This is a genomic window from Olsenella intestinalis, assembly GCF_023276655.1.
Taxonomy (GTDB): Bacteria; Actinomycetota; Coriobacteriia; order Coriobacteriales; family Atopobiaceae; genus Olsenella_J; species Olsenella_J intestinalis.
Window position 1 is genome coordinate 15,617 of sequence record NZ_JALGRK010000001.1, and the last position, 18,145, is coordinate 33,761.

Annotated in this window: 13 protein-coding genes; 8 read left to right on the forward strand and 5 right to left on the reverse strand. The window is 66.8% G+C overall.

Translation table 11 applies throughout. The features are described from left to right. Positions 1-107: 107 nt before the first annotated feature. From M5D76_RS00060 to M5D76_RS00070, 3 genes are all read left to right on the forward strand, one after another. Complete coding sequence (locus M5D76_RS00060) at positions 108-2,207, forward strand: DUF3825 domain-containing protein (protein ID WP_248921368.1); 2,100 nt, start codon at positions 108-110, stop codon at positions 2,205-2,207. A 62-nt stretch (positions 2,208-2,269) separates the two neighbouring features. Next, on the forward strand, positions 2,270-2,926 hold the full coding sequence (locus M5D76_RS00065; RefSeq protein ID WP_248921369.1) for a flavodoxin family protein: 657 nt from the start codon (positions 2,270-2,272) through the stop codon (positions 2,924-2,926). A 177-nt stretch (positions 2,927-3,103) separates the two neighbouring features. Further along, positions 3,104-4,312 (forward strand): NADP-dependent isocitrate dehydrogenase, encoded by a 1,209-nt coding sequence (locus M5D76_RS00070; protein WP_248921370.1) that lies wholly within the window; start codon positions 3,104-3,106, stop codon positions 4,310-4,312. A 144-nt stretch (positions 4,313-4,456) separates the two neighbouring features. On the opposite strand, the gene M5D76_RS00075 is transcribed toward M5D76_RS00070, so the two are convergent. Together M5D76_RS00075 and gloA2 are read right to left on the reverse strand one after the other, a co-directional pair. Continuing rightward, entirely contained in the window at positions 4,457-5,878 is a 1,422-nt protein-coding gene (locus M5D76_RS00075; protein WP_248921371.1) for an amidophosphoribosyltransferase, read from the reverse strand. Positions 5,879-6,105: 227 nt separating this feature from the next. Further along, on the reverse strand, positions 6,106-6,489 hold the full coding sequence (gene gloA2, locus M5D76_RS00080; protein WP_248921372.1) for an SMU1112c/YaeR family gloxylase I-like metalloprotein: 384 nt from the start codon (positions 6,487-6,489) through the stop codon (positions 6,106-6,108). Positions 6,490-6,742: 253 nt separating this feature from the next. Here gloA2 and M5D76_RS00085 point away from each other — a divergent pair, with 253 nt between their 5' ends. The 5 genes from M5D76_RS00085 to M5D76_RS00105 all read left to right on the forward strand — a co-directional run bounded on the left by M5D76_RS00085 (position 6,743) and on the right by M5D76_RS00105 (position 16,027). Beyond that, on the forward strand, positions 6,743-8,044 hold the full coding sequence (locus M5D76_RS00085; RefSeq protein WP_248921373.1) for an ATP-binding protein: 1,302 nt from the start codon (positions 6,743-6,745) through the stop codon (positions 8,042-8,044). Positions 8,045-8,231: 187 nt separating this feature from the next. After that, positions 8,232-8,705 carry a MarR family winged helix-turn-helix transcriptional regulator gene (locus M5D76_RS00090; protein WP_248921374.1) on the forward strand — a complete coding sequence of 158 codons (474 nt, stop codon included), beginning with the start codon at positions 8,232-8,234 and terminating at the stop codon, positions 8,703-8,705. Position 8,706: 1 nt separating this feature from the next. Beyond that, the gene (locus M5D76_RS00095) at positions 8,707-9,285 is read left to right on the forward strand and encodes an HD domain-containing protein (RefSeq protein ID WP_248921375.1); all 579 of its coding nucleotides are present in this window, start codon (positions 8,707-8,709) and stop codon (positions 9,283-9,285) included. Between the two features lie 11 nt (positions 9,286-9,296). After that, positions 9,297-11,102 (forward strand): ABC transporter ATP-binding protein, encoded by a 1,806-nt coding sequence (locus tag M5D76_RS00100; protein ID WP_248921376.1) that lies wholly within the window; start codon positions 9,297-9,299, stop codon positions 11,100-11,102. Positions 11,103-11,440: 338 nt separating this feature from the next. After that, positions 11,441-16,027, forward strand: a complete 4,587-nt coding sequence (locus M5D76_RS00105; protein WP_248921377.1) for a hypothetical protein — start codon at positions 11,441-11,443, stop codon at positions 16,025-16,027. A gap of 58 nt (positions 16,028-16,085) precedes the next feature. Here M5D76_RS00105 and M5D76_RS00110 read toward each other — a convergent pair whose 3' ends face one another. The 3 genes from M5D76_RS00110 to M5D76_RS09300 form a co-directional block, all read right to left on the reverse strand. Next, positions 16,086-16,346, reverse strand: coding sequence for a hypothetical protein (locus M5D76_RS00110; RefSeq protein WP_248921378.1), 261 nt, complete (start codon positions 16,344-16,346; stop codon positions 16,086-16,088). 371 nt (positions 16,347-16,717) lie between these two features. Continuing rightward, a complete protein-coding gene (locus M5D76_RS00115; RefSeq protein ID WP_248921379.1) occupies positions 16,718-17,863 on the reverse strand; it encodes an aminotransferase class I/II-fold pyridoxal phosphate-dependent enzyme in 1,146 nt (381 codons plus the stop codon). A 72-nt stretch (positions 17,864-17,935) separates the two neighbouring features. Continuing rightward, positions 17,936-18,136: a hypothetical protein gene (locus tag M5D76_RS09300; protein ID WP_428847221.1), complete on the reverse strand. Its 201-nt coding sequence runs from the start codon at positions 18,134-18,136 to the stop codon at positions 17,936-17,938. Positions 18,137-18,145 lie beyond the last annotated feature (9 nt).

Consider the following 18,145-nt stretch of genomic DNA (forward strand, 5'->3'; position numbering starts at 1 on the left):
CACAACCCAACCTAGCTGCCGAAGGGTGCGTGCCTCAGGGTCCGCACCCTTCGCACTCTCGCATAAACGAAACACGCCCGCCTCGCGGGCAGACGCAGGAGCACACCATGCCAAAGATCACACCGGGAAATCGCCTGTACTTCTACCAGCTGTTCCAGCGCGAGATCGGCTTTGGCAACCAGGTCCGCATCGGGGTCTTCGCCGACGCGCTCGCCGCCGACGACATCGCGCCCGCAGACTGCGGCTGCGAGACCGCCGAGGAGCTGCTCGGCGAGCTCGGCGAGTTCCTCAAGATCACGACCTTCAAGAAGGGCCGCGTCTTCGCGACGCTCCAGCAGACCCCCGAGCTCGACGATATGCTCGCCAAGGCCAAGCAGCCCAGCGACGACAAGGACGTCCGCGCGGGCAAGTCGTGGAAGCGCAAGCGCGCCGGCAAGATCGTGAAGCCCGCCAAGCCCCGCCACAAGAAGCAGAAGGCCGCCGAGAAGAGCGCAGCTCCCGAAGCTGCGACCGAGACCGTGGACGCGACGGAGGCCGTGGCTGAGGCCGAGGTTTCGGCTGCGCCCGAGGTTGCGACCGAGGCTGCGGAGACGGAGGCCGTTGCGGTGGCCGAGGCCGATCCCGAGGCCGAGGCTGAGCCCGAGCCCGAGGCAGAGCCCGAGCCTGCAGCCGAGCCCGAGCCCGCGCCCGCGGCAGAGCCTGAGCCCGCGACTGAGCCCGCGCCCGCGCCCGCCACGGGCATCAACCTCACGATCACCTACGACCCGCGCAAGGACGAGTCCCAGGCGCACCTCTACGTCAGCGAAGACGAACTGCCCGCCAAGGGCTCCTTCTCCTTCGAGACCGAGGGCGCGGCAGATGTCGAGGAGGAAGACGAGGACGAGCCCTCGCTCCTCTCGACCATCGGGATTCCCGAGTCGCCCGAGGCCCAGATCGCCGACCAGGGCGGCCTGCCCAAGACCATCTCGGCGGACGTGAGCTGCAAGGACGCCATGCTCGGCCTGCTCTACCAGGTGCTTCCGCCCGACGTCGACCCCATGGCGGCGCTCGACGAGGGGTGGCTCGTGGCGCGCTCGACGTCGCGGATCGCGGGCACGCGCGCGAGCGTGACGTTCCCGCTGCGCTACGTGAGCGCGGACGGCACGCCCGTCGAGGTCACGATCGCGCACGTCGCGCGCACCGCAAGCGGCAAGCACTGGGAGCTCGCCTCGATCTGCGGCATGCGCGAGGGCGAGGGCGGCGACTGGGTCGACCCGGCCGAGGCGCCGTGGGCCCGCGTGGGCGCAGGCGTGCTCGTGAGCCAGCGCGGGCAGGCGGCCGACCCCGAGCGCGAGCTTGCGCGTACCGTGCACCTGGGCAGCTGGGAGACCGCGCTCGCGGCGCTCGCCGACGTGAGCGCGCCCGAGCCGTGGGCGCTGCCGGGCACGGCGGACGAGGCGGATGCGACCGGCACCGACGCGCACGGCCTGCTGCGCGCGTACCTCGCCTCGACCTTCCGCCGCGTGATCGACCAGGACAGGCTCGTGCTCGCGCAGGACGGCACGCTCGCGGCCTTCGATACCGGCCTCTTCGCACCGCGCGGCGAGCGCGTGCTGGCGCTGCTCTCGGCGACCGACGGCGAGACCCCCTGGCGCCTCGAGGGCTTTCTCGCCGAGGGCGCCGGCATGCTGGGCGCGGGCGTTGCCGAGCGCTTCGCCACGCAGCCCGCGCGCGCGACCTTTGCCGACGACGCGCGCCTGGCCGCCTTCGCGCCGGCCGGGCAGGTGGACGCAGACGCGCGCAGGCTCGCGCGCCAGTGCGTCCGCGATGCCGCCGCCGAGAGGAGCGAGGCGTCCCTGCCCGCGCTCGCTCGGGACGCAGAGGCGCTCGCGGCCGCGATCGAGCGGGCCACCCGCCGCGCGCGGGCAGACGTGCGCCTGGCGGCGCCGGCCTTCGACGGCGCCTCGGGAATGGTCCACCTGCTGCTGCCGCTCTGCGAGGAGGGCTCGGTGCGCGCCGAGGCCGCGCTCGTGCTCGAGCTCGACGACGAGGAGCGTGCCAACGACGTGCTGGCCTGGCCCCAGGCACGCTACCGGGCGGTGGCGCTCGCTCCTCTCGCCCGCGCACGGGTCTGCGCGCGCGTGGTCTCGAGCGAGCTGCCGCGCTGGCTCGCGCCGCGCGAGGCGACGGTGGCGGCGACGGCAGCGGCGACGGCGGAAAGGGACTAGCGTCGCGCATCGTCGCGACTGACGGTCGGAGATGCCGGGCGACCGGCGGAGAGGGAGGTTGCATGGCCGGAGAGGGCAAGGGCGCGCCGCGCGTGCTCATCATAAACGGCAGCCCGCACAGGGCGGGGTGCACCGCGACGGCGCTGGCGGAGGTCGCCCGTGAGCTCGAGCGCGCGGGCGTCGCGTGCGAGACCGTGTGGGTCGGCAACGCCGTGAAGGGCGGGTGCATGGGCTGCGGCTTCTGCGCGAAGAACGGCCGCTGCGTGCAGAACGACATCGTGAACGACCTGCTGGAGAAGTTCGAGGCGGCCGACGGCCTGGTCGTGGGCACGGCCGTGCACTACGCGTCGGCGACCGGCTCGATCACGAGCGTGCTCGACCGGCTGTTCTACGCGTCGAGCTTCGACAAGCGCTTCAAGTGCGGCGCGGCCGTGGTCAGCTGCAGGCGCGGCGGTGCGTCGGCGACGTTTGACCAGCTCAACAAGTACTTTACGATCTCGCAGATGCCCGTGGTCTCGAGCCGCTACTGGAACAGCGTGCACGGGCACGCGCCCGAGGACGTCCGTCGCGACGTGGAGGGCATGCAGACCATGCGCATGCTCGGGCGCAACATGGCGTTCATGGTGAAGGCGATCGCCCTGGGCAAGGAGCAGCTGGGCCTGCCCGAGGTCGAGCCGATGGAGTGGACGAGCTTCATGGACGAGCACCCGCGCGACTGACGGACGTCGCCTCGCGGCAACGTTTAGATTCGAATACAAGATGCACCTAACGAGTGTGGCCGAGATCTTCTCGGCTACACTCTTTTTCGTGCGCGGACGCGCGGGATGCGTGGTCGGCGCACGAAGACTGGTTGGCACGGGGTGGCCGCAGGCGCCCCTTGGGGCTTCGGAGGCTCTATGGCTAAGATCGAGATGAAGACCGCGCTCGTCGAGATGGACGGCGACGAGATGACCCGCATCATCTGGCAGATGATCAAGGACGAGCTGATCTGCCCGTACGTGGAGCTGAAGAGCGAGTACTTCGACCTGGGGCTCGAGATGCGCAACGCGACCGACGACCAGGTGACGATCGACTCGGCGGAGGCGACCAAGCGCCTGGGCGTCGCCGTGAAGTGCGCGACCATCACGCCGAACGCGGCGCGCATGGAGGAGTACGACCTCAAGCAGATGTGGAAGAGCCCCAACGGCACGATCCGCGCGCTGCTCGACGGCACCGTGTTCCGCGCGCCGATCGTGGTCAAGGGGATCGACCCGGTGGTGCGCACGTGGAAGAAGCCGATCACCATCGCGCGTCACGCGTACGGCGACGTGTACAAGAACACCGAGATCCGCGTGCCGGGCGCGGGCACGGCGGAGCTCGTCTTCACCGCGGCCGACGGCACCGTAACGCGCGAGAAGATCCACGAGTTCGAGGGCGCGGGCGTGATCCAGGGCACGCACAACCTCGACGCCTCGATCGAGAGCTTCGCGCGCAGCTGCTTCGAGTACGCGCTCGCCACGGGGCAGGACCTGTGGTTCGCGACGAAGGACACCATCTCGAAGACCTACGACCACCGCTTCAAGGACGTGTTCGCCGAGGTGTTCGAGGCAGACTACCGCACGCGCTTCGAGGCGGCCGGCATCGAGTACTTCTACACGCTGATCGACGACGCCGTGGCGCGCGTCATGAAGTCGGAGGGCGGCTTCATCTGGGCGTGCAAGAACTACGACGGCGACGTCATGAGCGACATGCTGTCGTCTGCGTTCGGCTCGCTCGCGATGATGACGTCGGTGCTCGTCTCGCCGCACGGCTACTTCGAGTACGAGGCCGCGCACGGCACCGTGCAGCGCCACTACTACAAGCACCTCAAGGGCGAGCCGACGTCGACCAACTCGGTGGCGACGATCTTCGCGTGGACCGGCGCCCTGCGCAAGCGCGGCGAGCTGGACGCCACGCCGGAGCTCGTGGAGTTCGCAGACCGCCTGGAGCGCGCGACCATCCAGACGATCGAGGCCGGCAAGATGACCGGCGACCTCGCGCGCATCACGTCGCTTGAGGACGTGACCACGCTCGGCACGCGCGAGTTCATCCTCGCGGTGCGCGAGACCCTCGACGCGCTGGCCTAGCGCAGGCATAGGCGCGAGCACGGGCGCGGGCAGCCGAGAAGAGCCTGCCCCCGCACTCGACAGACAGCACCAAACGAACGACGCCGGTCGCAGGAAGCCCTGCGGCCGGCGTCTTCATGTCAGGTGGACCTGGTCGGGTGCTCGCTACTCGCGACCGTCCCAGCAGTAGGTGCAGACCTTCTCGCGCGGGAGGCCGATGGCCTCGAGCAGGCCGTCCAGGCTCTGGAACGACAGCGAGTCGAAGCCCATCTCCTCGCAGATCGACTTGAGCAGGCACTTGCCGCGCTTGGTCTTGCCGTCCGCGTACTCGGCGATGTGCTCTTCTCCGCCCTCAGGCTCGAGCTCCTTGATCTTGCGGCGGGCGATGAGCTCGTACTCGGAGTTGCTGCGCGAGAACGAGAGGTACTTGCAGCCGTACATGATCGGCGGGCAGGCCGAGCGCATGTGGACTTCCTTGGCGCCGGTGTTGTAGAGGAAGTCGACGGTCTCGCGCAGCTGCGTGCCGCGGACGATCGAGTCGTCGACGAGCAGGAGCTTCTTGCCGTCGATCAGCTCGGAGACCGGGATCTGCTTCATCTTGGCGACGCGGTTGCGGATCTCCTGGTTGGTCGGCATGAACGAGCGCGGCCACGTGGGGGTGTACTTCACGAACGGGCGCGCGAAGGTCTTGCCGGACTCCATGGCGTAGCCGATGCCGTGGGGAAGGCCGGAGTCGGGCACGCCGGCGACGTAGTCCACGTCGGGCAGGGTGCCGGCCTCGCGCTCGTCGCGCGCCATGATGCGGCCGTTGGCGTAGCGCATGGTCTCGACGTTCTGGCCCTCGTAGACGGAGTTGGGGTAGCCGTAGTAGACCCAGAGGAACGAGCAGATGCGCATCTCGTCGACGGGCTCGGAGAGAACCTCGTAGCCGTCGGCGCGCACCCGCACGATCTCGGCGGAGCCAAGCTCGTGCTCGGAGGCGTAGCCCAGCTTCTCGTAGGCGAACGACTCGAACGACACGCAGTAGCCGTCGTCGTCGCGGCCGATGAGGACCGGCAGGCGGCCCATCTTGTCGCGCGCGGCCACGAGCTCGCCGGACTCGAGCATGATGAGCAGCGTGAGCGAGCCCTCGATCTGGCCCTGCGCGTACTTGATGCCCTCGACGAGGTCGTCCTGCGTGTTGATCATGGTCGCGACGAGCTCGGTCGCGTTCACGTCGCCGTTGCTGAGCGACATGAACTGCGCGCCGCGCTCCTCCATCTTCTCGACGAGGTCGGCCTGGTTGGTGATGTTGCCCACCGTCGAGATCGCGTACACGCCGAGCTTCGAGCGCACCAGAAGCGGCTGCGGGTCGGAGTCGGAGATGCAGCCCATGGCGCACATGCCCTCGAACTCGGGCAGGTCGTGGTCGAACCGGGTGCGGAACGGCGTGTTCTCGATCGAGTGGATCTCCTTCTTGAACCCGCCATCCGGCAGGCACGAGACCATGCCCGCGCGACGCGTGCCTAGGTGTGAGTGATAGTCGACGCCAAAGAAGACGTCCAGCACCACGTCACGGTGAGACACCGCACCAAAGAAAGCACCCATGAGACCTCCGCCCAGACAGTGTTCGGCCGCCCGCGGGGCGACCCGCTACGCACATGAGTATACGGGGCGCGCACGCCATCCCCCGACGATTGCCCCATCGCGATTCCGAATCGCAATAATCAGGAGCCCTGCCGAGAAGAGCCTACGTCCGGGCTGGTAGGCCACGCTCTTCTCGCCCGCGCGAACGCGGCGGCGACGTGGCGTGCGGAAGCCGGGTCGCGCCGCGGCTACTCGTGCAGCTCGAGCGGGAGCCCGTCGGGGTCGGAGAAGAACGTCATTCGCTCGCCGGTGAAGTCGTCGGTGCGCACCGGCTCGCACTCGATGCCGCGCTCGGCGAGCTGGGCCACGGCCGCCTCGATGTCGCTCACGCGAAACGCGAGGTGGCGCAGGCCGCACGCCTCGGGGTACGACGGCCGCGCGGGCGGATTCTCCGGCGCGAAGATCTCGAGCTCGGTCGTGGGGTTCACGCGCAGGTCGAGCTTCCAGTCGCGCTTCTCGGGCCGCCAGTTCTCGCGCACGACCTCAAAGCCCAGGCGCTCCACGTAGAACTCGCGCGAGACCTCGTAGTCGGACACGATGATCGCAACGTGATGAATCGCCGAGAAGTTCATGCGTCCCTCCTGTCTGCAGGCCTGCCCCGGCGCGCAGTCATGCGCAGCAAGGCGGCCGACGTCTCTGTCCCCTGCATGATAGCGTCCCCGCACCGCGGTCGCACGGGTGGACTCGGCCGTGCCTCGACGGTGACCCGGCCAAGCCCTCCCATACCGCTTAGCGACTAAAAATCGCCATTTTTGGCGAAAGTTAGGCCTAATTTTCGCCAATTTTGGCGATAATAGGTCGCAAACAGCAAGGAGGAGGTTGTCCATGCAGAGAGCCCTCATGAAAAAGCTCGTCGAGTGGAAAGACGCCCCACGTCGTAAACCGCTCATCCTCAACGGCGCACGCCAGGTCGGAAAGACCTGGCTGCTCAAGGAATTCGGCCGAACGCACTTCGAAAGCGTCGCCTACGTCAACCTCGACGACAGCCCGACGATGAGGGAGCAATTCGAGCTCGGTTACGACATCGACAGGATTGTCTCCGCCATCCAGTTCGAGACTGGCCAAATCGTCAGCGAGGGAAGCACGCTCGTCATCCTCGACGAGATACAGGAGTGCCCCAAGGCTCTTACCTCACTCAAATACTTCTGCGAAAAACGTCCGGGCCTTGCCGTTGCCGCAGCGGGATCGCTTCTCGGCATAACGGTGCACGAAGGAACAGGCTACCCCGTCGGTAAGGTGAACACGCTCGACCTATACCCCCTGAGCTTTCGTGAATTTCTTTCCGCATCAGGCAACGTCAGCCTCGTAGACCTGCTCGACAGCAACGACGCCGCCCTCATAAGTTCCTTCTCGTCCAAATTCATACCGCTGCTGCGCCAGTACTATTACGTCGGCGGGATGCCCGAGGCAGTCATGGCCTTCCTGGAGCGCGGACTCCTCGAGGACGCCCGTGCGGTACAGCGCCAGATTATTCTTGACTACGAGTTCGACATCTCCAAACACCTTTCTAGGACAGAGACCGAATACACGATCGCCGCATGGAACTCCGTGCCGTCTCACCTCGGGAGAGAAAACAAACGATTTGTGTTCGGCCACATCGCCGAGGGCGCCCGCGCAAGGGACTTCAGATCAGGCATCACCTGGCTGACGCAAGCAGGAATCGCACTCAGGGTCCCCAGGATCTCCAAGCCGGACATCCCACTTCGCTCATACGAAGACCCCTCGATCTTCAAGTTATTCCTCGCCGACATCGGCCTGCTGGGTGCCATGGTTCAGCTCGACAAGAACGCCGTCATCTCGGGCAGCGACATCTTCGAAGAGTTCAAGGGTGCGCTTACCGAGCAGTATGTCTGTCAGCAGCTCGTATCAGAGAACGCTCTCTCTCCCTACTATTGGTCAGCCAAAAGCTCGACGGGAGAGATCGACTTCCTCGTCCAGAGCGGCACCGACGTCTTCGCTATCGAAGTAAAGGCAGACGAGAACCTCCGCGCCAAGAGTCTGCGTTCCTTCAAGAAGGCACACCCCGAGACAAAGGCCCTACGCTTCAGTCTCTCAGGCTACCGAGAGCAGGACTGGATGAGGAACGTGCCGCTCTATGCAATCTCATGCAAGGGCCTTTGGTCATAGGGCTACTCCCCGATTACGCAGCCGCCTCGGACCCAACCCATCAAACATGCACTTTACGTGCACGCACGGGCTCGGCAGGCATCAGTTCGCGCCCTGCGGGTAGACTATCTCACACAAAACAATTGCAGGCGATATATCTCTGCCCAATACAATTTGCGGCCACCGGCCGCAGGAACAGAAGGTACGCATGACGCCCAGCACCACCACGGCCCCCGACGCCATCCCGGAGGACTTCAACCCCCTCTGCCTCGACAACCAGCTCTGCTTCCCGCTCTACGCGGCGTCCAAGGAGCTCACCCGCAGGTACAAGCCGTTCCTCGATCCGCTCGGCCTCACCTACACCCAGTACGTCACCATGATGGCCCTCTGGGAGCGCGACGGCGTGACCGTCGGCGAGCTCGGCGATCGCCTCTACCTCGACTCGGCGACCCTCACGCCGCTGCTCAAGCGCCTCGAGTCGCACGGCTACCTCAGCCGCACGCGCTCCCCCAAGGACGAGCGCGTCGTCATCATCACCCTCACCGAGAAGGGCCGCGACCTTCGCCGCCAGGCGCTCGACGTGCCCAGCTGCATCGCGGGCCGCGTCGGCCTCGAGCCGGCAAAGCTCGTTGAGCTCAAGGGCCTGCTCGAGGACCTGCTCGCCGCGTTCAAGGAGGCCTAGCGTGACCCACGCAACCCCCGACGCCGCCCCCTCCCCCGCCGACCAGGCCGCACGCGAGCCGCGCCCCGCCCGCCGCCCCATCGCCGCCGACGCCACACCCGAGCAGCTCATCTCCCGCCACGCCGCTGACATCCTCGCGTCGCCCGGCATGCGCGTCGAGGCGACCTGCATCCAGCACGGCGACACCTCGGTCCTCGCCCACTCCGCCGCCGTCAGCGCCTGGTGCGTCGTCATCGCGCGCACCCTGCGCGTCCCGGTCGACGAGCGCGCCCTCGTCCGCGGCTCGCTCCTCCACGACTACTTCCTCTACGACTGGCACGTCGACGACCCCAGCCACCGCCTCCACGGCTTCACGCACCCCGGCGTCGCCTGCGCCAACGCCGAGCGCGACTTCGGCCTCACGCCGACCGAGCGCTCCATGGTCCGCCACCACATGTTCCCGCTCACGCCCACGCCGCCCACCTGCCGCGAAGGCGCCATCCTCTGCCTCGCCGACAAGATCGTGGCCACGCGCGAGACCCTCCACGGCTTCTCCCTCCGCCTTCACAAGGCGCGGGCGAGAAGAGCACGCTCCAACTAGAAAGGACCGCCATGTCCCAGAGATCCACAGCGCCCCTCAAGCGCTCCACCGTCAAGCGCACCCTCCAGCGCTTCTGGGCCGTCACGAGGATGCAGCCCGGCATCACCGCGCTCTCCGTCATCACGAGCGCCGGCTACACGGCCCTTCTCACCTACGCAAACACCTACGTCATGGGTCTCATCGTGGACCGCGTCCAGGCGGGACCGGTCGCGCCCGACCAGGTCGCCGCCGTCTTCGGCCCCTACGTGCTCGCGCTGCTGCTCGTCAACGCCGTGGGCCAGGCCTTCTCCAAGCTGCAGGACTACACCGTCTACAAGCTCGAGATGAACGGCAACTACCACCTCGCGCGCCTGTGCTTCGACACCCTCTCCAACCAGTCCATGACCTTCCACACGAGCCGCTTTGGGGGCTCGCTCGTCTCGCAGACGAGCCGCTTCATGGGCGGCTACACGGCACTGGTCGACGTCGTGGTCTACTCGCTGATCCCCACCGTCGCCGCCGTCGTCTGCACGCTCGTGACCCTCGTGCCGGTGGCGCCCCTCTTCGTGCTCATCCTCTTCGTGCTGCTCACGGTCTACGTCGCGGCCGCCTACTTCATGTACAACAAGATCCTGCCGCTCACGGCCGCCACGGCCAAAGCGCAGAACAAGCTCTCCGGCGTGCTCTCCGACGCCGTGACCAACATCCTCGCCGTCAAGACCTACGGCCGCGAGGACTTTGAGCGCGGCTTCTTCGACGCCGCCAACACCGAGGCGATGGAGACCGAGCGCGTCTCCATGAACGCCATGATGCGCCGCGGCGCCATGACCTCGACGCTCATCACCGTCATCATGTTCGTCACGTCGATCTTCGTGGCCGGCGGCAACGCCTGGTTCGGTATCAGCGCAGGCACCCTCGTGATGATGTTCACCTACACCTACCAGCTCACCATGCGCTTCAACTACTTCAACTCCATGCTCGCGCGCATGAACCGCGCCGTGGGCGACGCCGCCGAGATGACCCGCATCCTCGACGAGCCGCGCCTCGTGGAGGACGCCCCCGACGCCGCCGAGCTCGCCGTCAGCGAGGGCGCCATCGACTTCGAGCACCTCTCCTTCCGCTACCTCGACGCCGCCGAGGGCGACTACGTCTTCTCCGACCTCGACCTCCACGTGCCGGCCGGCCAGCGCATCGGCCTCGTCGGCCGCTCGGGCTCGGGCAAGACCACCCTCACCAAGCTGCTGCTTCGCCTCTCCGACGTGCAGGAGGGCCGCGTACTCGTCGACGGGCAGGACATCAGCCGCTGCACCCAGCAGTCGCTGCGCCGCCAGATCGCCTACGTCCCGCAGGAGGCTCTTCTCTTCCACCGCTCCATCGGCGAGAACATCGCCTACGGCAAGCCCGACGCGACCGTGGAGGAGATCCGCGACGCGGCGGCGCAGGCCAACGCCCTCGAGTTCATCGACCGCCTGCCCAACGGGCTCGAGACCATGGTCGGCGAGAGGGGCGTCAAGCTCTCGGGCGGACAGCGGCAGCGCATCGCGATCGCCCGCGCGATCCTGGCCGACGCGCCGATCCTCGTGCTCGACGAGGCCACGAGCGCCCTCGACAGCGAGAGCGAGGCCGCGGTCCAGGGCGCGCTCGAGAACCTCATGCGCGGGCGCACCGCGATCGTGGTCGCGCACCGCCTCTCGACCGTCGCGTCGCTCGACCGCATCGTCGTGCTCGACGGCGGCGAGATCGTGGAGGACGGCACGCACGCCGAGCTCAGCCAGGCCGGCGGCGTCTACGAGGGACTCTGGGACCGCCAGAGCGGCGCGTTCCTTGAGGGGGAGTAGGCTCGCGCGTCAGCCACCGCCAAGCGCAGATGGGCCACCGCAAGCTTTTGAAAAAACACTTGCGAAGCAGTCCGGCGGTCGTGAAGAGTTGCATCCATGGCGCATTGCACCTCTTGAAAATGGCACCGTATCCGTACCGATAAGACCGTGACCCCCGCCAGTTGCCATTCGCGCCGCTCGATGCGGCGACCGTCGCGATCGCAACGGCACGTCTCGCACATCGCCATCCACATGCGAGCGGCGTACCGTTTCCACCGCTTAACGAGGCGGAAGGTCCAGCCCTGTCTCACCATATACAATAGTGCAGAGTCCGAAATCCCCTCGAGCAAGGAGCGACCATGCCCAACGTATCGCGCCGCTCGTTCGTGGAGCTTGCCGCCGGAATGATCACCAGCCTGCCCGTGCTCGCCGGGGGCCGCATCCTCGCGCCGCGTCCGGCCTACGCCGAGGACGACTACACCCTTGCCGACCAGATAGCGGGCAGGGAGTCCAAGTACGTGGTCATCGACGTCGTGGAGCCGTGGCAGGTGGGCTTCATGGTGGTGGACATCACCAAGGGCGTCCAGGAGGACGGCGGCCTCATGAGCTACCCACCGGTCTCCGGCGCCGAAGTCACCGTGACCTCGCGCTTCAACGGCAAGGTGGCCAAGGGCACCACCAACGCGAGCGGCATCGCCAACATCGACGTCCGCGAGCTCGCGGTGCACGAGGACGGCGAGGACGTAAACCGCCTCACGTCGTACGCCTTCAACGGCAGCGTCACCATCGAGCGAGGGCCCCAAGCGTCATCCACCGTCCCCGACCTCGGCTACCGCAAGTTCGAGACCGCGCTTCTGGCGATAGAGGGCGGCACCGGCATGCAGGTGCCCGCCCATCCCGCCGACGAGCTTGGCACGCCCTACCCCCGGCTCGTCTCCTTCGACGAGTGGGACGCCCTCTACTGGCGAAATGAGTTCCTCGTAACGCCCCAGAACTCGGACAAGCACACCATCAGGGCCGAGATATGGAACCTCCCCAGCGACGAAGGCACCACGGTCGAGCTGTGGGTGGACGGCGAGGGCAAGCCCCGTGCGAGCGTAACGGCGACCATGGGCAAGCTCGAGAAGATCGGAACGAGGGCCAAGAGGCACTCCGTTCCCGGTGAGTTCGCGCCCGACGGCTACGAGGACGTCTACGGCGCCCCGGCCACCGCCGCCTTCGAGGCACACTTCCTCAAGGAGGGCGACACGGAGCAGATTCCCGTGGGAGCACGGCTCAAGATCGTTGCACGGCAGGGCAGCGCCACCTACACCATTCCGCTCGCCATCGAGTTCGCGGAGGGAATCGTCGACGAGCCGGCGGGCAAGGACGGCCAGACGCTTGGCCTCATCAACACCACCAAGGGCGGAGCCACGGGCGTAGGCGCCACGTGGTCGAGCAACGTGCCCATCATCGGCGGCGGGGAACTCAAGTTCTGGGCTCCCGAGCTGCCCATCAACGTGTACGTGAACCCCTTTGGCCTGGCACAGCTGACCCTCACCATCCCCATCTGGGGCTACCGCAACGACAAGGGCGACGACGAGCCAAGCGGCTGGGGGCGCTACCCGCGCAAGACGGTCGAGGAGCAGTGGAACAAGAAGGTCAATACGCTCAAGAAGATGCAGGACAAGACCGCCGCCCTCGTCTCCAAGCCGGGGGCGGTGCAGCAGATCGACCTCTTCAAGTCCTTCTCCGTCGACATCAACTTCCACCTGCTCGCCCTCGCGCAGTGGAACGCGGGCAAGGGCCTCTTCCAGGGCGAGGTCGCGGGCCAGATCCTCGCGGCCATGAACTTCACCATCACCGAGAACTTCTTTGCCGGCCCCATACCCGTGCTCATCACGTTCTCGCTCGACGCAAGCCTCGTCTTCGCGCTGTCCGCGGCGGCCTACGCCACGAAGGAGAGGGACGACGAGAAGATGATCGACGCCATCTGCGACTTCGGTCGCTGGCGGTTCGACTACGAGAACACCGGGTTCACCATGACCCTCAACATCACGCCGGCACTCTCGGTGGGCGTGGGCATCCGCGGCATCGCCTCCATCTCGGTCAAGGGCGCCATCACCCTCACGCTCTTCTTCGGCGTGCCCATGGGCACCCAGCCCAAGGAGCTGCCGAGCCCTCATTTCTCGGCCGGCTGGTCTGCGCAGATATCGCTCGTCATCGAGCTGTTCCTGTTCACCCAGAGCTTCTCGCTCTACTCAAAGCCCTTCGCGAACTTCTACGACAACTGGAACGGTAAGAACCTCGCGTCGCAGGCAGAGGAGGCAGCGCTGGGCGCCATGGCCAACAAGTCGCTCGACGAGCTGCTCGACGAGCTGACGCCCATCAACGACGCGATGCTCGAGCAGACGAGCGAGGCGATCTTGGCGTCGGGCGTGCACACCCAGGCGGCGGACGAGGCGGAGGCCGTCTGCATCGACTGGGACGAGCTGGCCAGGGAGGAGGTCGTGGAGCTCGAGGACGGCACGACCATGACCCTCGTGACGTACGAGCTGGGAGGCACCACGACGCAGGAGGTCGCAGGAGGGGGCACCCACCCGGCGACTCCAGACCAAGGCGACGCCTTGGAGACGCAGGCTGAGGCCGGAGCGCCCCTTGACGTCAGCTGGCTGCAGACCGCCGCAGACGATTCCCTGCCCAGCCCGGGCGTTGCGTCCCTGGGCGCACAGGGCGGTGTGCGCCCCTCGTCCGACGTGCGCCTCTTCGGGTCCGACGGACAGCACGTCCTGAGCGCCGCGCACGCGCAGGTGCTCGACATAGGTGCCCCCATCGGCAAGACGCGGGAGCACGGGGTCTGGTGCTTCCGCGTCGCCTCGGTGGAGGTGGACGGCCGACCGCGCACGCGCATAGTCGCGAACTGCATAGACGGCGACCCGAATGGCGCGACCAGGGTCATAGAGTTCGACACCTTGGTGAGTGGGATGCCCCACGGCGACCTCTATGACTACGACTTCGACGTCATGGTCAGGCAGGAGCATTACGGCCACGGCGAGAACAGGAGCGCCGTGTGCCTCGTCATCCTTTCCGGCAGGAGGGACAACGGCGGCAACGTGAAGCTTGCGAGCGCGTCGACGGAACTCGTCATCACCCACCTGTGCCTGTCCTCCGCGGACTTCGTGGGCACCTCCGAGGTGCTGAAGGCGGGCGGCCTCGGCTGCTTCTCGATGAAGGCGAGCGACATCGCCAACGTGGAACCGAGCAAGCTCCACTGCATCTCCAACCTGAAAATCGCAAACTGCCCGAAGCAGGACTACGCATATGACCTCACGGCCATACTCTTTCTCGACCGCTTCGCGGACACGGCGGAGGAGGTGCTTGGCGAAAAGGCACACGTGCGCGTCGGGGCGCTCATAGTGAGGCGCATGTACGGCGAGGGGCAGCCGGACGCCTACACGATAGAGAAGTACCCGGCAGACTGGTGGCACGCGAGCGTGGGAGACATAGACCCCACGGTCTACGAGGCGGAGTTCTGCCCGGGATCGTATGTGGCCAGTCCGCTCTTTGGCGTTCCCTGGTACCTCATGCTACGCGGGGCGAAGAGGGTACACTACGTCAGGACCGTGCTCTCGAACTACAACCCAACGGGCTCATACGTGTTCATGAGGCCCGTGGGGTGCGGGGACTACGACCCCAGCATTCGCCTGGTGTGGTGCCCGGCCGTAGACGGATTCCTCACGTCGTACCCCACCGACCCCGCACAGCTCGAGCTCCCCCAAGGCAAGCGGGACTATTCCAAATGGACGCTGCACAAGGCCACCTGGTCAAACGACGCCGCGCCCAAGCTGCGGGTCGAGCCCATCGGACCCACAGGCTTCAACGTGGTGAACTTCGCCGTGCGAGGCAGCTTCATCTTCTGGCCCCAGGCACGTGACACCGACGACGACCGCGTATGGCGCGTCGACGGCGGGGAGGACGTGCGGGAGCGCGATGCGGTCTATCAGATCATGGCCTGCCGCATACGCGGCGGGCGCTTCTCCGACCCCTTCGTCGTGGCGGACCTGCCCAACGACACCGACATGCTCTCCGTCGTGAGCGCTAACAGCACTGCAGTGATGGAGGCACTGCGCACCGTGCACGTGGACACGGGCGAGCGCAATGCCCAGGGCGCTCCCCTCTACCACGCGGCAGACATCTACTACACCGCGGTGCCCGCCGTGCGGTGCGTCACGGCCACGGCCTGCGAGGCGCCCTACCCCTTCGTGAACCCGGGAGGCAGGATCGACTTCCACGTCGCGGTGAGAAACGACGGCAACACATACCTCTCCGGCTGCACGCTCGAGCTCTGCGCGCTGGACGAGAAGACGAACACCTACGAGCGCGTGGAGGGTGCGCGGGCGGTGGTCGCCTTCGGAAAGGACACGATCCAGGAGTCCACCTACAACAGAGGCGACGGCTCCGGCGGCCTGAGCGGCATCGAGGAGGACTATGCGCTCGCGCCCGGCAAGACGAGCGTGTACGCCGTGACGGTGAGCGTGCCCAAGGACTGGCCCAGCGGAGACAAGAAGGTGCTCTTCGTGGCACGAGACGGGCAGGTGGTGAGCGACCTCTACGCCCAGGCAGAGGGCGACGAGCTCGATGCCGAGGCCGTTGAGTTCCACATCGAACCGGGCGAGTACAAGGTGGTGCAGGTACGCACCCAGGCCGACCAGGACCCGGACCAGCGCCACATGGACACCATAGGCGTGGACCCGGACGTTGCGGGCGGCGAGCCCTTCCAGCCGGCACCCGTGACGATAGGTGAACCCGGCGAGCCGCCTCTCTCTTCGAGGCGCTCCGCCCTTCCCGACACGGGAGACGAGGCCGCACCCGGTGGACTTGGCCTCGCCGGTGCCGGCCTCGCCGCGCTCGGCGCTGCCGTGGCCACCTACGAGCGCCGACGCGCCGAGAACGAGAAACAGGGCTGACGACGGCCGGCGGTGGGCGACCGCCGCGCCTCAGAAGCGATGGGGGAGCGCTCGCTCGTCACCCCTTGTTGCCGAGGGTGAAGAGCGCCCGGTCACGGTTGCTGGGGAAATCCGAGAGCCCCACGTCCTCGTTGAGGGTCGACCTGACCTTGGTGCGCAGCTCGGAGACGTTGGCCTTGAGCCTCTCCTTGTCGAGCGTGGAGGTGGAGTCGATGACGCTCTCGAGGTCGCCGAGGTCCTCGTCGACCTCCGCCAGGCCCGTGCCGACCACGCGTCGGTCATACTCCCTCTGAACCGCCCCGGCGTCCCTCTTGTCCACGTTGGGCGAGCCGCCCCCGGAATTACTGGTGGAACGCCACTCAAGAGATAAGCTTACGCGATTCTCCGGCGCATTTCTCATCCCTTCGCTCGTTCTCCTACGGTTCCGAAGGTATCGTCATGGCGTCAGAAAAACCGTATCCCAGGATACACGCACTCCGACCAGCCCATTCGGGCCCATCTAGAAGCACGGACGACCCGCACGGGAAAGTCGCGCCGCACGCCGCACGCCTCTCGGAGCTGCCGTGACGTCAAGCGCATGAGCAGGGGCCGGCGAGACGTGCGTCCCGTCGGCCCCTCGTCAGCCGTATGCGTCAATCGATAACGCGTGCGGCTCCCTACTGCGCGCAGGTCTCCACTGCGCGCGGTTCTCTACCCGATAAGAAGGTCGTCGCTCAGGCCCTGGGTGTACTCGGCGAGCTTGGCGAGTCCCGCCTTGAAGTACTCGACGTCGCCGTAGCCGTAGCCGATGCGGAAGCCATGCTCCATGTTGAAGCACATGCCGTGGCACACGAGCGCGCCGGTCTTGTCGAAGAGGCCCTCGCAAAACTCCTTGGTCGGGATGTCCCAGTCGTAGGTGAGGAAGCTCGTGGAGCCCTGCGACTCGCAGGCCAGGTGGAGGTGCGGCTGGCCCTTGAGCCACTCGTTCAGGGCCGCGCGGCCCTCGGCGCAGATCTTGCGGTTGCGGGCGAAGATCTCCTCCTTGTGCTCGAGGACGATGGCTGCGAGCAGCTCGGTTATGGGACTCTCGCAGATGGTGTTGAAGGAGCGCAGGTTCTTGATCACGTGCGTGAGGCCGAGGTCGCGCGTGACAATCCAGCCGATGCGCAGTCCGGCGGACGAGAAGACCTTGCTCGTGCCGCCCGTGGAGATACCGCGCTCGTAGACGTCGACGATGGACGCGGCGTAGCCCTCGGTGAGCCCGCGGTAGATCTCGTCGCAGACCACGTAGGCTCCCACGGGGCGCGCGATCGCGGCAAGCTGCTCGAGCTCTTCTCGGCTCATGCCGTAGCCGGTGGGGTTGGAGGGACTGGTGAGGAAGATCGCCTTGGTGTGGCCGTCGACCATGTCGGCGAGCCTGCGGAAGTTGATGCCGAAGCCGTCCTCGGGGCCGCTCACGTACTGGCGCACCTCGCAGCCCAGGGCCGCCGGGATGGAGACGAACTGCTGGTAGGACGGGACCACCACGATGACGTTGTCGCCCTTCTCGCAGAGCGCGTAGCACGTGAGCGCGTTGGCGCTCGTGGCGCCGTGGACGACCATGACGTTCTGGGCGCTGACCTGCGGCGTCTCGAAAAGGCCGGCGACGGCGTCCTTCAGGCGGGGCATCCCCTCGAAGTAGCCGTAGTGCAGACTCATGTTGGCGATCTCGTCCATCACCTCGTCGCGCGAGACGCCGTCGAGCTCGAAGAGCTCCTGCATGTTCATGGGCTTGCAGCAGCTGGAGCCCATGTTGTGGGTCGCGATCGCGTCGTAGGGGTTGAGCCACCACTCGAGCTCGAACTTCTCGATGTTCATGTTGGGTTCCTCTCTGGGTTGCGAGTTTCTGGTTTGCGGGTTGGGTGCCTCGCGACTTGGCGAGCCGCCTGGCTAGAGCTCCACCTGGGTGCCCACGCCCTCCGCCTCGGCGCGGGAGACGATGCGCGCGATCGTCGCTAGGTCCTGCAGCGACAGCCCCGTCGAGTCGAAGACGGTAATCTCGTCGTCGGACGTGCGGCCGGGCGCGTCGCCAGCAATGACGGCGCCGATCTCGTCGAGCTCGGCGGAAAGGGCGCCCTCGACATGCGGAATCTCGCACTC